Here is a 14,816-nt window from a genome sequence, read left to right as displayed (position 1 = left end):
ACCATGAGCGGACCGCAAAAAGCCAATGACCTGCTGGGACAGATCCCGAAGACCAAAGGCCTGCCGCCGGTCCACTTGTGGAACCCCGACTTCTGCGGCGACATCGACATGCGCATCGCCCGTGATGGGACCTGGTATTACCTGGGCACGCCGATCGGGCGCAAGCCGATGGTCAAGCTGTTCTCCACCATCATTCGCCGCGACGGCGATGATTATTTCCTGATTACCCCTGTGGAAAAAGTCGGCATCAAAGTCGACGACGCCCCGTTCGTGGCCGTGACCCTTGAGGTCGAGGGGGAGGGGGAAGGGCAGTTGTTGCGCTTTACTACCAATGTCGAGGAAACCACCGAAGCCGGCCCCGATCATCCGATGCGGGTGGTCATCGACCCCCAGACCCAGGAGCCTGCGCCGTACGTGCATGTGCGCAGCAACCTCGAAGCGCTGATTCATCGCAACGTGTTCTATCAACTGGTGGAGCTGGCGGTGAGTCGCGAGATCGATGGTCAGCGCTGGTTGGGTGTGTGGAGCGGTGGCGTGTTTTTCCCCATCGGCCTTGAGCCCTGAATCCTGCGTGGGAGCGAGCCTGCTCGCGAAAGCGGCAGCATAGTCGACATCTTTTTATGCAGACCGACCGCTATCGCGAGCAAGCTCGCTCCTACAGTAGTTGCGCAAATTCAAATTGACACCCAATCATATGATGATTAGCGTGGGCGCCTGATAAGAAAAGCCCACGGGGTAGTCATGTCCAGCAGTTTTCACGCGTCGACCGTCGATTGGCTGGGTGGCTGGATTGCCGCCGGCCAGGTCAAGCCTGGGCAAACCATCAAGGTCGAGGCCGATCTGGGCGAGCAACTGGGCGTCAGCCGCACGGTGATCCGTGAGGCAATCAAGACGCTGGTGGCCAAAGGCATGTTGGAAGTCGGCCCGAAAGTCGGCACGCGAGTACTGCCGGTGCGCCGCTGGAACCTGTTCGACCCGCAGGTGGTTGGCTGGCTGTCACGCAGCGGCCTGCCGGAAAACTTCGTCGACGACCTGCTGGACCTGCGGCGCACCATCGAACCGATGGCGGTGCGCTGGGCCTGCGAGCGGGCGACGGCTGATCAGGTGCAGGCGATCCGCCTGGCTTATCATGCGCTGGAGCGGGCGGTGGACAGCGGCGCCGATTACAACCTCGCCGACCAGTTTTTCCACGAATGCATTCTCGCCGCCAGCCACAATCAATTCATCGAACAGATGGTTCCGGCCCTGGGCGCGTTGCTGGCGGTCTCGTTCGAGGTGTCGGCGGCCGATCCGGACGAATTGCGGCGGACCTTGCCGATCCACAAGGATATCGCCGAAGCCATCGCCGAGCGCGACGCGGCGCGTGGCGTCTGGGCCTGCATGACCCTGATCGATAACGCTGACCTGGCCATCAAGCGCTTCTACCCCGACGTCATGGCCGGTCGAACAGACAATACCGGGCGAGCCGGGAACGGGAGGTTGCAATGAACTGGACGGCTGTGACGGAACATCGGGCGAAACTGGGCGAGGGACCGTTCTGGGACGAGCCGACCCAGGCGCTGTATTGGGTCGATATCGCCGGCAAGCAGGCGCTGCGGCTGATCGGCGCCAATGTACAGATCTGGCAGATGCCCGAACACGTTTCCGCCTTCATCCCGACCCAGAGCGGCGATGCGTTGGTGACATTGAGCAGTGGCGTCTATCGACTGGACCTGGATTCGCCTGGGCTGGAGCCACGCCTGAAGCTGCTGTGCATGGCCGATCCCCAGCCTGGCAATCGTGCCAATGAAGCTCGCTGTGATGCGCTGGGCCAGCTTTGGCTGGGCACCATGCAAAACAACATCGGTGAAGAGGGCGAGGACCTGCCGATCGAGCGACGTTCCGGCGGCCTGTTCCGTGTCGGCGGCGATGGCCGGGTGATGCCCCTGCTGCGCGGGCTGGGCATTCCAAACACGCTGCTATGGAGCCCCGATGGCACGACGGTGTATTTCGGTGAGAGCCTCGATGGCACGCTGTATCGGCACTTCATCTACCCCGACGGCAAACTCGCGCCCGCGGAGGTCTGGTTCGGCCCCCATTCCCGTGGCGGGCCGGACGGTTCGGCGATGGATGCGCAAGGTTACATCTGGAACGCTCGCTGGGATGGCAGTTGCCTGCTGCGGCTGCACCCGGACGGCCATGTCGATCGGGTGATCGAGTTGCCGGTCAGCCGTCCCACCAGTTGTGTATTCGGTGGGGACGATCTGCGGACGCTGTACATCACCAGTGCAGAAAGTCCGCTTGGGCATCCGCTGGACGGTGCGGTGCTATCCATGCGAGTGGACGTGCCGGGTGTGCCTTGTACGAGGTTTGCTGGTTAAATCCCAAAATATGGGATGTAAATATATATATTGAGATTATTTGGCGGTCGGGTTTATAGTCGGCTCCATCAGCAATACGCACTCACACTAAAAAAACAAAACAGGTGAAGCGATGCATCGAATTTCCTCCGGACGCCTCAGCGGCGTTCGCCAGCTACTGTCCGTTCCGCCGTTTCCTGACCGGTCACCCTTGGGTGCCCGGTTTTTCTCGTGCCTTGCCACCGGAGCCCAGGTTCATGGCTGAAGCGCTTTGCTTGCCACCGGTGCCGGAGCCACCGCAGGGCGAACGGTTGAAAGGCAAGGTCGTGCTGCTGACGGGTGCTGCCCAGGGCATTGGCGAGGCGATCGTTGCTGCGTTTGCTTCACAACAGGCGCGGCTGGTCATCAGCGACATCCAGGCTGAAAAAGTCGAGGCCGTCGCCGCCCATTGGCGTGGGCGCGGTGCGGATGTACAGGCACTCAAGGTCGATGTTTCAAGCCAGCAGGATCTGCACACCATGGCCCGGCGCGCGGTTGAACTGCATGGTCGCATCGACGTATTGGTGAACTGCGCTGGCGTCAATGTATTTCGCGACCCCCTGGAAATGACCGAGGAAGACTGGCGCCGCTGCTTCGCCATCGACCTGGACGGTGCCTGGTATGGCTGCAAGGCCGTATTGCCACAGATGATCGAGCAGGGCGTGGGCAGCATCATCAACATCGCGTCGACCCATTCGTCCCACATCATTCCCGGCTGTTTCCCTTACCCGGTGGCCAAGCATGGGCTGCTCGGGCTGACCCGTGCCCTCGGCATCGAATACGCCCCCAAAGGCGTGCGGGTGAATGCCATTGCGCCGGGCTACATCGAGACCCAACTGAATATCGATTACTGGAATGGCTTTGCCGATCCCCGGGCTGAACGCCAGCGTGCGCTGGATCTGCACCCGCCACGGCGTATCGGCCAGCCGATCGAAGTGGCAATGACGGCGGTGTTCCTGGCCAGTGACGAAGCACCTTTCATCAACGCTTCATGCATCACCATTGATGGTGGACGTTCGGTCATGTACCACGACTGAATATTCCTGGATTGCAGTGGGAAACTTCGCCTGTAATCCAATCATCATACGATATGACTATTTAGACCTATGCTGTGCAGTAACACGATTTGACCGGCCAGCCTGCGCATTTCCACCAACGTGGAGCAGATCCCTGGACGTTTGGCTTTCAATAAAAAAAACAAGGAGTCAGCTATGAAACATCGTCGTGGGATCCGTTCCCTGTGTCGCGCCGCCCTGGCGGTTACCGCGTTCAGTCTCAGCAGCCACCTGCTGGCGGCCGATGCGGTAAAAATCGGTTTCCTGGTCAAGCAGGCCGAGGAGCCCTGGTTCCAGACCGAATGGGCATTCGCCGAGAAGGCGGCCAAGGACAAAGGCTTCCAGTTGATCAAGATCGCCGTGCCTGACGGCGAGAAAACCCTCTCCGCTATCGACAGCCTGGCCGCCAACGGTGCCAAGGGCTTTGTGATCTGCCCGCCGGACGTGTCCCTGGGCCCGGCCATCATGGCCAAGGCCAAGCTCAACGACCTCAAGGTGATCGCCGTGGACGACCGTTTCGTCGACGCCAGCGGTAAATTCATGGAAGACGTGCCGTACCTGGGCATGGCCGCGTTCGAGGTGGGCCAGAAACAGGGCGCCGCGATGGCTGCCGAAGCGAAAAAACGCAACTGGGACTGGAAGGACACCTACGCGGTGATCAACACCTTCAACGAGCTGGACACCGGCAAGAAGCGCACCGATGGTTCGGTCGATGCCCTGAAGAAGGCCGGGATGCCGGAAGACCATATCCTTTATTCGGCGCTCAAGACCCTCGACGTCCCTGGCAGCATGGACTCCACCAACTCGGCATTGGTCAAGCTGCCAAGCGCCGCGAAAAACCTGATCATCGGCGGCATGAATGACAACACCGTGCTGGGTGGCGTGCGCGCTACCGAAGCAGCCGGCTTCAAGGCGGCCAATGTGATCGGTATCGGCATCAATGGCACCGACGCCATCGGCGAACTGAAGAAACCCGACAGCGGCTTCTTCGGCTCGATGCTGCCAAGCCCGCACATCGAAGGCTACAAGACCGCCGAAATGATGTACGAGTGGATCACCACCGGCAAGGAGCCGCCGAAGTACACCGCCATGGATGAGGTGACGCTGATCACCCGGGAGAACTTCAAGCAGGAACTGGAAAAGATCGGCCTGTGGAATTGACGGCTGGTTGATTCAAAAGCGGCCCTGGTCACAGGCGTGACCGGGCCGCTTGATCTCTGTGAGTTCGAGGTGGTTATGCAAGCGCAAACAGCGACACGGCAACACAACACTGGCGGCAGCTTGCGATTCAACGGGATCGGCAAGACCTTTCCCGGCGTGCAGGCCCTGGCCAATATCAGTTTCGTCGCCCATCCAGGGCAGGTTCATGCCCTGATGGGTGAAAACGGCGCGGGCAAGTCCACGCTGCTCAAGATCCTTGGCGGCGCCTATATCCCGAGCAGCGGCGACTTGCAGATCGGTGAGCAGACGATGGCGTTCAAAGGCACCGCCGACAGTATCGCCAGCGGTGTGGCGGTGATTCACCAGGAGCTGCACCTGGTGCCGGAAATGACTGTCGCCGAAAATCTGTTCCTTGGCCATTTGCCGGCGCGTTTCGGCCTGGTCAATCGCGGTGTGCTGCGCCAGCAGGCGTTGGCGCTGCTCAAAGGCCTGGCGGACGAAATCGACCCGCAGGAAAAAGTCGGTCGCCTGTCCCTCGGCCAGCGCCAGTTGGTGGAAATCGCCAAGGCCTTGTCCCGTGGCGCCCACGTCATTGCTTTCGACGAACCGACCAGCAGCCTCTCGGCGCGGGAAATCGACCGTTTGATGGCGATCATCGCCCGCCTGCGGGACGAGGGCAAAGTGGTGTTGTACGTCAGCCACCGGATGGAAGAAGTCTTTCGAATCTGTAATGCGGTGACGGTTTTCAAGGACGGTCGTTATGTCCGGACCTTCGAAAACATGAGCGAGTTGACCCACGATCAACTCGTCACCTGCATGGTTGGTCGCGATATTCAGGACATCTATGACTACCGTCCGCGTGAGCGTGGCGATGTGGCGCTGCAGGTGAAAGGCCTGCTGGGGCCGGGCCTGCGCGAGCCGGTGAGTTTCGAGGTGCACAAAGGCGAAATCCTCGGCTTGTTCGGGCTGGTCGGTGCCGGTCGTACCGAGCTGTTTCGCTTGCTCAGTGGGCTGGAGCGTCAGAGCGAGGGCAGTCTCGTCCTGCACGGCAAGGAACTGAAACTGCGTTCGCCACGGGATGCCATCGCCGCTGGCGTGCTGCTCTGCCCGGAAGACCGCAAGAAGGAAGGCATCATTCCGTTGGGCAGTGTCGGTGAGAACATCAACATCAGCGCACGTCCGTCCCATTCGACCCTCGGTTGCCTGCTGCGCGGCGATTGGGAGCGGGGCAACGCCGACAAGCAGATCAAGTCGCTGAAAGTGAAGACCCCGGCGGCGAGTCAGAAAATCATGTACCTGTCGGGTGGCAACCAGCAGAAGGCGATCCTCGGGCGTTGGCTGTCGATGCCGATGAAGGTCCTGCTGCTGGACGAGCCGACACGGGGCATCGACATCGGTGCGAAAGCCGAGATCTACCAGATTATCCACAACCTGGCGGCCGATGGCATCGCCGTGATCGTGGTGTCCAGCGACCTGATGGAAGTGATGGGTATTTCCGACCGGATCCTGGTGCTGTGCGAAGGGGCCATGCGCGGTGAGCTGCCGCGTGACCAGGCCAATGAATCCAACCTGCTGCAACTGGCGCTGCCGCGCCAACGCGTTGCCGACGCGGCGAACTGAGAGGTAATCATGACCATTCAAAACAATGCACTGCCAACGGCACGCAAGCCCCTCGACCTGCGCCGATTCCTCGACGACTGGGTCATGCTGCTGGCGGCTATCGGCATCTTTGTGCTCTGCACCCTGATGATCGACAACTTCCTGTCGCCGCTGAACATGCGGGGCCTGGGCCTGGCGATTTCCACCACCGGCATTGCCGCCTGCACCATGCTTTATTGCCTGGCTTCCGGGCACTTCGACCTGTCGGTGGGCTCGGTGATTGCCTGTGCCGGCGTGGTCGCTGCCGTGGTAATGCGCGACACCAACAGCGTGTTCCTCGGTGTCAGCGCGGCGCTGGTGATGGGCCTGATCGTCGGTCTGATCAACGGCATCGTCATTGCGAAACTACGGGTCAACGCGTTGATCACGACGCTGGCGACGATGCAGATCGTTCGCGGCCTGGCGTATATCTTCGCCAACGGTAAAGCGGTCGGCGTGTCCCAGGAATCGTTCTTCGTGTTTGGCAACGGCCAGCTGTTTGGCGTGCCGGTGCCGATCCTGATCACGATTGTCTGCTTCCTGTTCTTCGGCTGGTTGTTGAACTACACCACCTACGGGCGCAACACCATGGCCATCGGCGGCAACCAGGAAGCGGCGTTGCTGGCGGGGGTGAACGTTGATCGCACCAAGATCATCATCTTCGCCGTGCATGGCGTGATTGGCGCGCTGGCGGGTGTGATCCTGGCATCGCGCATGACCTCGGGCCAACCGATGATCGGCCAAGGCTTCGAGCTGACGGTGATCTCGGCCTGTGTATTGGGCGGGGTTTCGCTGAGTGGCGGGATCGGCATGATTCGCCATGTCATTGCCGGTGTGCTGATACTCGCGATCATCGAGAACGCGATGAACCTGAAGAATATCGACACGTTCTACCAGTACGTCATCCGTGGTTCGATCCTGTTGCTGGCGGTGGTGATCGATCGGTTGAAGCAGCGCTGAACATCGCTGGCGGCTGACCTACCCCTTTCGCGAGCAGGCTCGCTCCCACAGGATTTGTGCCGGGCGCAGAAACACTAGCGCACCGCAGATCCTGTGTGGGAGCGAGCCTGCTCGCGAAGGCGTGCTTGCTGACGCCAACCATTACCCAGCCTTGCGCAACGCCTCGACCAACTCTTGCTTGCGCATCTTCGAGCGACCGGGGATGTTTTTCGCCCGGGCTTCCTTCATCAGGCTGTCCACCGTCTGCGCCTCATGGGAGGCTTTGCTGGTGCGCGGATGGCCTTCACGCGACTTGACGGCGCGCCGGGCCGATTCCTTGCGGTCGGATTGCTTGGCCTCGGCGGGTTTTTTCTTGCCGGACCCACCGGAGCGTTCGCCACCCCCGGACTGCTTATTGACCGTCGCCCAGGCCCGAGCTTCGGCCTTGCCCTCTGGCACGCCTTTTTGCTCATAACTCTCTTCGATGTGCTCGGCCTTGCGCTTTTGCTTGTCGGTGTATTTGTCTTTGCTTCCACGAGGCATGAACTGTTCCTCCTCTGGTGTGTGAGCAGAGTCACCTGCGAGCCAGGTTATTGGTTGGCCCCACCTTCCGAACCGGAGCCGCCGGTGGTGGTTTTCGAACCTACGCCGGTGTCGGCGTTATCCGGAGCGGTGGAGTCCGGGGTGTTCATGCCGCCCTGGCGACCGGTGTCGTTGCCCTGGACTCGCGGATCGGTGCCCGTGGCGGGCGGCTGGCCATTGTTCAAAGTGCCGCCGGTGCCGTCGGTGTTCAGCTTGGGCAAGCCTTGGGTGGCGGGCGAGTTCGGTGCCTGTACCGGATCGGTCGGGCCGGTCCCTGAAGTCGTGGCCGCGAAAGCCGCCGAGGACAACAAAGCGGCAAATGTGAACGCAGTCAGCCTGGAACTGATCATGGTGTAGCCTCCATTTTAGGAATGCTTGCCTGATTTTTGGCCGCGCGGGAGCGGGGTTGGTGCCTTGAGGGCGACGAACGGCACTGTGAAAGTTGTCTTCAGAAGATGTGACGAGCGCCGCGCAGCGGCTTAGTATGGTGCTTTCAATTGGCTACAAGGCCCGTTCATGTCGATCGAGATCCGTCCTGCGCAACCCAGCGATGCGCCGCAAATCCTTGCCTTCATCACTGAGCTTGCCGATTACGAAAAAGCCCGCCACGAAGTCATCGCCAGCGTTGCCGATATCGAGCGCAGCCTGTTCAGCGAAGGCGCAACCGCCCATGGGTTGATGTGCCTGCGTGATGGCGTGCCGATCGGTTTCGCGGTGTTTTTCTTCAGCTACTCCACCTGGCTGGGCAGCAATTGCCTGTACCTCGAAGACCTCTACATCACCCCTGAACAACGCGGCGGCGGGGCGGGCAAGACGTTGTTGCGGCATCTGGCGAAGATCGCCTGCGACAACGACTGCGGTCGCTTCGAGTGGAGCGTGCTGGACTGGAACACCCCGGCCATCGAGTTCTACAAATCCCTCGGCGCGCAACCCCAGGAAGAGTGGGTGCGCTACCGCATGGATGGCAAGGTGCTGCGGGATTTCGCCAACGGCAATTAAGGCTTACGAGTAGGCGCTGGACGCGTACTCGGCAAATCCGCGACGCTGTTCGAGCCGCTTGCAATAAGCGGCCACGGCTGGATAGTCCGGACGCTCCATGGGCGTCTGGCGCCAGCGGTGCGCGGACAGGCCGATAAGCACGTCCGCCAGGGAAAATTTCGCGCCGGCCACGTAGGCTCCGGTGTGGTTCAACTGCTGCTCGAGCAACCCCATCTTCTCGTTCCAGCCTTTAACCCCGGCAGCGATGAGCTGTGGGTCTTGGAAATCCGGATGTTTGCGCACCAACCCATAAAACGCATCCCCCCACGACGGATTGAGCTCCGTGGCTTGCCAGTCCATCCACTGCTCAACGCGCGCGCGGGCGGCAGGTTCGACGGGCAACAGGTCGTTGCGCCCATGCTTGCCCACCAGGTAGCGGCAAATAGTGTTCGACTCCCAGAGCACGCCGTTCTCATCAATGATCACCGGCACCTGGGCGTTGGGGTTGAGGGCCAGGAATGCCGGGTCATGGGTCGACGCAAAGCCGATGCCCCAATCTTCGCGTTCGTAGGGGATGTCGAGTTCCTGACAGGTCCAGAGTACTTTTCTGACGTTGATCGAAGAGGTGCGGCCGAGGATCTTCAGTGAGTGTTCCATTTTTTGTCCCTGATGTTTGGCGTCCGGTCAAAAAACGTAGCAGGGTCTCATGCAGAAGGCGATGGTTTTGCGGCATCTCTTGTATATCCCAATATATGGGAATGATATTTATATATTGAGATTTTCCGGCGCCCGGGTTTATAGTCCGCTTCACTCACTGCCAATAAACAAAACAGGTGAAGCGGATGCAGGCGCAATTGATAGCGCTCGATTGGGGTACGACCTCATTACGGGCTTACAAACTTGCCGCTGGAGGCGAGGTGCTCGAACAGCGTTCGCTGTCGTCGGGGATCATGCAGTTGCCGTCCGGGCCGCGCACGGTCGCCGGCCAGGCGTGCAACGACGGTTTCGAACTGGCCTTCGATGAAGCCTGCGGCGACTGGCTCGATGCGCAGCCAGGTTTGCCCGTCATCGCTTGTGGCATGGTCGGCAGCGCCCAGGGCTGGCGCGAAGCGCCTTACTGCGACACGCCGGCAAACGTCGCCAACCTCGGACATTCCCTACAGGTCATCCGCAGTCTTCGCGGAGTCGATGTGCACATCGTGCCGGGAGTGATCCAACGTTCCCGGCTGCCCAATGTCATGCGCGGCGAAGAAACCCAGGTGCTCGGTGCGTTGGCCAGCCTGCCGAACGAAGCGGTGCTGATCGGCCTGCCGGGCAGCCATTCGAAATGGGTGGAAGTGGCCGATGGCTGCATCGTGCATTTCGACACCTTCATGACCGGCGAGATCTTCGCCGTGCTCAGTGACCACAGCATTCTCGGCCGCACCCAGCAACGCGGTGTGGCGTTCGACGGCGCGGCGTTTGATCGTGGCGTGCAGGTAGCGCTGTCGGTAGACGGCCAGATCGGCCCGCTGTCCACGGTATTCAGCGCCCGCAGCCTGGGCTTGACCGGCGAACTCGGTGCCAGCGCCCAGGCCGATTATCTTTCCGGCCTGCTCATCGGCCATGAACTGACCGCCCTGGCCGCCGTGCAGCGCCAGCGACGCAACAGCGTGCATCTGCCAACGGTGGTGCTGATCGGCAACTCTCAACTATGTGCCCGCTATCAACGGGCTCTCGACGCCTGCGGGTTCGCCCGCGTGACCCTGGCCGAACAGGCCACCGAACGCGGGCTGTGGCAACTGGCCGTGGCGGCTGGGCTGCTCGATTCCACCGCATCGCGCTAAACCTCACTGGAGACCTGAAATGCTCACCCAAGCACTGGCGCAAAACGGGCTGATCGCGATCTTGCGCGGCCTACGTCCCGAAGAGGCGGCCGCTATCGGCGAAGTCCTATATGACGCCGGATTTCGCGTCATCGAAGTACCGCTCAATTCTCCTGAGCCGTACGAAAGTATCCGCATCCTGCGCAGCACGTTGCCCGCCGATTGCCTGATCGGTGCCGGCACCGTGCTCACACCGGAGCAGGTCGAGCAGGTGAAAGCGGCTGGCGGCCAGGTGATCGTCATGCCCCACAGCGATCCGAAGGTGCTGCGCGCGGCGAAAGCGGCGGGCCTGTACCTGTCGCCCGGCGTCGCCACGCCCACCGAAGCCTTCGCCGCGCTGGCCGAGGGCGCTCATGTATTGAAGATGTTTCCGGCCGAGCAGATGGGCCCGGCAGTGGTGAAGGCCTGGCTTGCGGTGTTGCCGGCCGGGACCGTGCTGGTGCCGGTGGGCGGGATCACGCCGGACAACATGGCGGTGTTCATCGAGGCTGGCGTCAAGGGTTTCGGCCTTGGTTCCGGGCTGTTCAAGCCGGGCCTGACAGTGGACGAAGTGGCGGTGCGCGCCAAGGCCTACGTGGCCGCATGGAACGCCTTGAACTGAAGACTTTCCCAGCGCCCCGCGCGCTGCATCCGACAAGAGAGACAAGAAGATGAAAATCACCAAGTTGACCACCTTTATCGTTCCGCCGCGCTGGTGCTTCCTCAAGGTCGAGACCGACGAGGGCGTGACGGGTTGGGGCGAGCCGGTGGTCGAAGGCCGTGCCCACACGGTGGCGGCCGCCGTCGAGGAATTGTCCGACTACCTGATCGGCAAAGACCCACGCAACATCGAGGACATCTGGACCGTGCTCTATCGCGGCGGTTTCTACCGCGGCGGTGCCATTCACATGAGCGCGCTGGCCGGTATCGACCAGGCATTGTGGGACATCAAGGGCAAGGCCCTGGGCGTGTCGGTCAGCGATCTGCTGGGTGGCCAGGTGCGCGACAAGATCCGTGTGTATTCGTGGATCGGCGGCGACCGTCCGGCGGACACTGCCCGAGCGGCGAAAGAAGCCGTGGCGCGGGGCTTCACGGCGGTGAAGATGAACGGCACCGAGGAGCTGCAATTTCTCGACACCTTCGAAAAAGTCGACCTGGCCCTGGCCAACGTGGCGGCGGTGCGCGATGCGGTCGGGCCGAACGTCGGCATTGGCGTGGACTTCCATGGCCGTGTGCACAAGCCGATGGCCAAGGTGCTGATGAAGGAGCTCGACCCTTACAAGTTGATGTTCATCGAGGAGCCAGTGCTCAGCGAAAACTACGAAGCGCTCAAGGAACTGGCGCCACTGACCAGCACGCCGATCGCCTTGGGCGAACGGTTGTTCTCGCGCTGGGATTTCAAGCGGGTGCTCAGCGAAGGCTACGTGGACATCATCCAGCCGGATGCCTCCCACGCTGGCGGCATCACCGAAACCCGCAAGATCGCCAACATGGCGGAGGCCTATGACGTGGCGCTGGCGTTGCACTGCCCGCTGGGCCCGATCGCGCTGGCGGCGTGCCTGCAGCTGGACGCGGTTTGCTACAACGCATTTATCCAGGAGCAGAGCCTGGGTATCCATTACAACGAGAGCAACGACTTGCTGGATTACATCAAGGATCCGCAGGTGTTCGACTATGACAAAGGCTTCGTGAAGATCCCCAACGGCCCGGGCCTGGGCATCGAGATCAACGAGGAATACGTCATCGAACGCGCGGCCATCGGCCACCGCTGGCGCAACCCGATCTGGCGCCATGCCGATGGCAGTTTTGCCGAGTGGTGAGACGCGCCTGATTTCCCGATTCCCCTGTGGGAGCGAGCTTGCTCGCGATGGCAATGTATCAGTCACCCATGCGCCGACTGACACGCCGTCATCGCGAGCAAGCTCGCACAGTTTGATCTTCGCAAGCAGGGAGATCTCTTCGATGCGCCCGTTTCCTCAATAAACATAAAAAGAGGCACCTCACATGCAAGCGCACACCCTGAGCGCGCAGGCGTCGTTGGTGACGCCCAGCCGCAAGCGTTTTTTCATCATGGTCCTGCTGTTCATCACCGTGGTGATCAATTACCTGGACCGCAGCAACCTGTCGATTGCCGCCCCCGCACTGACCAGCGAACTGGGGATCGATCCGATCCATGTCGGGCTGATTTTCTCGGCGTTCGGCTGGACCTACGCCGCCATGCAGATTCCCGGGGGCTGGCTGGTGGACCGCGTGCCGCCACGCATTCTCTACAGCGTGGCGCTGCTGCTATGGTCGGTGGCCACGGTGATGCTCGGTTTCGCTGCCAGCTTCATCGCGCTGTTTGTCCTGCGCATGGCCGTCGGCGCCCTGGAAGCGCCGGCTTATCCGATCAACAGCCGCGTGGTCACCACCTGGTTTCCCGAGCGTGAACGGGCCACGGCAATCGGTTTTTATACGTCCGGGCAGTTTGTCGGCCTGGCATTCCTGACGCCGGTCCTGGCCTGGCTACAGCATGCCTTCGGCTGGCACATGGTGTTCGTCGTGACCGGGGCCGTCGGCATTCTCTGGGCGGTGATCTGGTACGCGGTGTATCGCGAGCCGCGGGATTTCAAAGGCGCCAACGCCGCTGAAATCGAATTGATTCGCGAAGGCGGCGGGCTGGTGGATATCCAGGCCGAGACGGCCAAGGCCAAGGCGAAATTCAGCTGGACCGACCTTGGGATCGTCCTGACCCAGCGCAAGCTCTGGGGGATTTACCTGGGCCAGTTCTGCCTCAATTCCACGCTGTGGTTCTTCCTGACGTGGTTTCCGACCTACCTGGTGAAATATCGCGGCATGGATTTCATCAAATCCGGCTTGCTGGCGTCGCTGCCGTTCCTCGCGGCGTTTGTCGGCGTGTTGTGTTCCGGGTTCTTCTCCGACTGGCTGATCCGTCGCGGCGCCACAGTGGGCTTCGCGCGCAAGTTGCCGATTATCGGTGGTCTGTTGATTTCCACGGCAATCATCGGCGCCAATTTCGTTGAGTCGACGCCGCTGGTGATTGCATTCCTGGCCCTGGCCTTCTTCGGCAACGGCCTGGCGTCGATCACCTGGTCGCTGGTATCGACGTTGGCGCCGGCACGGCTGTTGGGATTGACCGGTGGGGTGTTCAATTTCATCGGCAACCTGGCGGCCATCGCCACGCCGATCGTCATTGGTTTTCTCGCGAGCGGCGATTCGTTTGCCCCGGCCATCACCTACATCGCCGTTCTGGCGTTGATTGGCGCGCTGTCCTACATCCTGCTGGTCGGGAAAGTCGAGCGCATCGAGTTGTAGTCCCGAGGGGCGGGCGACCATAATGCCGCCCGTTCCCCCGCTCACTGTGAAAGGCCGGATATGCAGCAAGACGATCCAAAAATCACCAAGGACGCCGCGCCTACAGGCACCCAGACACTGCTGCGTGGCCTGGGCGTGGTCCAGGCGGTTGCCAGCGGCGCCCGTGACTTGAAGGAAATCGCTCGGCTGATCGGCACCACCCGCAGCACCACCCATCGCCTCGCCAGTTGCCTGGTGGACGAGCGTTATCTGCGCGTGGTGCCGCAAGTGGGCTATCTGCTGGGGCCGAAGCTGATCGAGCTGGGTTTCCAGGCGCGGGAAGAACTGCCGTTGGTGAGCCTGGCTGGGCCGTACCTGGACGAGCTGTCGGCGCTCACGGGAGACACCGTTCACCTGGCGATTCGCGAGGGCGACGAGGTCCTGTACCTGTTGAAGAATCCGGGCCGCAACGGACCGGAAATGCGCTCACGGGTGGGCCACCGCATGCCACTCGCGCGCACCGGGATCGGCAAGGCGCTGATGCTCGATGACTCCCAGGAGCAATGGAAAAGGCTGTACGAGATCAGCCTTCCGGCGGGTGGGAAGAATCAGTTCTGGCCCCAGCATCAGGAACAGTCCTGGGAGCAGTTCCAGCAACGAATGGTGGAATACGTAGCAGGCGGCTATGCCTTCGACCTCGAAGACAACGAACCGTCGATTCGTTGCGTGGCGGCACCGATCCGCGACGCCGGCAAGCGCATCGTCGCCGGCATCAGCATCGCCAGCACCGTGCCGTACATGCCGCTGGAAAAGATGGCCGAGCTGATTCCCCTGGTCAAAGGCGTCACCGCGCGGCTGTCGGCGGAGCTGGGCGCCAAGGTCTGACGGGCACCTGAAAAGCTTCCAGTCATGTGGGAGCGAGCTTGCTCGCGATGACGGCATGCCAG

Annotated in this window: 16 protein-coding genes; 13 read left to right on the top strand and 3 right to left on the bottom strand. The window is 61.5% G+C overall.

The genetic code is table 11. The annotated features are described in order from the left end of the window. Positions 1-3: 3 nt before the first annotated feature. The 7 genes from PSH78_RS18620 (at position 4) to araH (ending at position 7,192) form a co-directional block, all read left to right on the top strand. Positions 4-564: a DUF1285 domain-containing protein gene (locus PSH78_RS18620; protein ID WP_305496045.1), complete on the top strand. Its 561-nt coding sequence runs from the start codon at positions 4-6 to the stop codon at positions 562-564. Between the two features lie 177 nt (positions 565-741). After that, positions 742-1,488, top strand: a complete 747-nt coding sequence (locus PSH78_RS18615; protein WP_305496044.1) for a FadR/GntR family transcriptional regulator — start codon at positions 742-744, stop codon at positions 1,486-1,488. Beyond that, a complete protein-coding gene (locus PSH78_RS18610; protein WP_305496043.1) occupies positions 1,485-2,360 on the top strand; it encodes an SMP-30/gluconolactonase/LRE family protein in 876 nt (291 codons plus the stop codon). The genes PSH78_RS18615 and PSH78_RS18610 overlap by 4 nt, the downstream gene beginning before the upstream one ends. Positions 2,361-2,596: 236 nt before the next feature. Continuing rightward, complete coding sequence (locus tag PSH78_RS18605) at positions 2,597-3,415, top strand: SDR family oxidoreductase (protein WP_305496042.1); 819 nt, start codon at positions 2,597-2,599, stop codon at positions 3,413-3,415. A 174-nt stretch (positions 3,416-3,589) separates the two neighbouring features. Then, entirely contained in the window at positions 3,590-4,594 is a 1,005-nt protein-coding gene (locus PSH78_RS18600; RefSeq protein ID WP_305496041.1) for a substrate-binding domain-containing protein, read from the top strand. A gap of 75 nt (positions 4,595-4,669) precedes the next feature. Next, a complete protein-coding gene (gene araG / locus PSH78_RS18595) occupies positions 4,670-6,214 on the top strand; it encodes an L-arabinose ABC transporter ATP-binding protein AraG (RefSeq protein ID WP_305496040.1) in 1,545 nt (514 codons plus the stop codon). Between the two features lie 9 nt (positions 6,215-6,223). Continuing rightward, positions 6,224-7,192: an L-arabinose ABC transporter permease AraH gene (gene araH / locus PSH78_RS18590; protein ID WP_305496039.1), complete on the top strand. Its 969-nt coding sequence runs from the start codon at positions 6,224-6,226 to the stop codon at positions 7,190-7,192. Positions 7,193-7,333: 141 nt separating this feature from the next. Here araH and PSH78_RS18585 read toward each other — a convergent pair whose 3' ends face one another. Continuing rightward, complete coding sequence (locus tag PSH78_RS18585; RefSeq protein ID WP_305496038.1) at positions 7,334-7,714, bottom strand: Rho termination factor N-terminal domain-containing protein; 381 nt, start codon at positions 7,712-7,714, stop codon at positions 7,334-7,336. Between the two features lie 47 nt (positions 7,715-7,761). After that, entirely contained in the window at positions 7,762-8,103 is a 342-nt protein-coding gene (locus tag PSH78_RS18580) for a hypothetical protein (protein ID WP_305496037.1), read from the bottom strand. A gap of 166 nt (positions 8,104-8,269) precedes the next feature. On the opposite strand from PSH78_RS18580, the gene PSH78_RS18575 reads away from it, so the two are divergent. After that, positions 8,270-8,752, top strand: coding sequence for a GNAT family N-acetyltransferase (locus tag PSH78_RS18575; protein ID WP_305496036.1), 483 nt, complete (start codon positions 8,270-8,272; stop codon positions 8,750-8,752). A gap of 3 nt (positions 8,753-8,755) precedes the next feature. Here PSH78_RS18575 and PSH78_RS18570 read toward each other — a convergent pair whose 3' ends face one another. Beyond that, positions 8,756-9,388, bottom strand: a complete 633-nt coding sequence (locus PSH78_RS18570) for a glutathione S-transferase family protein (protein ID WP_305496035.1) — start codon at positions 9,386-9,388, stop codon at positions 8,756-8,758. A 185-nt stretch (positions 9,389-9,573) separates the two neighbouring features. Here PSH78_RS18570 and PSH78_RS18565 point away from each other — a divergent pair, with 185 nt between their 5' ends. The 5 genes from PSH78_RS18565 to PSH78_RS18545 all read left to right on the top strand — a co-directional run bounded on the left by PSH78_RS18565 (position 9,574) and on the right by PSH78_RS18545 (position 14,754). Next, the gene (locus PSH78_RS18565) at positions 9,574-10,557 is read left to right on the top strand and encodes a 2-dehydro-3-deoxygalactonokinase (protein ID WP_305496034.1); all 984 of its coding nucleotides are present in this window, start codon (positions 9,574-9,576) and stop codon (positions 10,555-10,557) included. 19 nt (positions 10,558-10,576) lie between these two features. Next, on the top strand, positions 10,577-11,197 hold the full coding sequence (locus PSH78_RS18560) for a 2-dehydro-3-deoxy-6-phosphogalactonate aldolase (protein ID WP_305496033.1): 621 nt from the start codon (positions 10,577-10,579) through the stop codon (positions 11,195-11,197). 49 nt (positions 11,198-11,246) lie between these two features. Next, entirely contained in the window at positions 11,247-12,395 is a 1,149-nt protein-coding gene (dgoD, locus tag PSH78_RS18555) for a galactonate dehydratase (protein ID WP_003179439.1), read from the top strand. A 184-nt stretch (positions 12,396-12,579) separates the two neighbouring features. Further along, the gene (locus PSH78_RS18550) at positions 12,580-13,890 is read left to right on the top strand and encodes an MFS transporter (RefSeq protein WP_305496032.1); all 1,311 of its coding nucleotides are present in this window, start codon (positions 12,580-12,582) and stop codon (positions 13,888-13,890) included. A 60-nt stretch (positions 13,891-13,950) separates the two neighbouring features. Continuing rightward, complete coding sequence (locus PSH78_RS18545) at positions 13,951-14,754, top strand: IclR family transcriptional regulator (RefSeq protein ID WP_013693986.1); 804 nt, start codon at positions 13,951-13,953, stop codon at positions 14,752-14,754. The last annotated feature ends 62 nt before the right edge of the window (positions 14,755-14,816 follow it).

Origin of the sequence: Pseudomonas sp. FP198, from assembly GCF_030687895.1 — a bacterium.
Classification (GTDB): Bacteria; Pseudomonadota; Gammaproteobacteria; order Pseudomonadales; family Pseudomonadaceae; genus Aquipseudomonas.
Note: the sequence above shows the minus strand (reverse complement) of the source record. Positions and strands in the feature narration are given on the sequence as shown.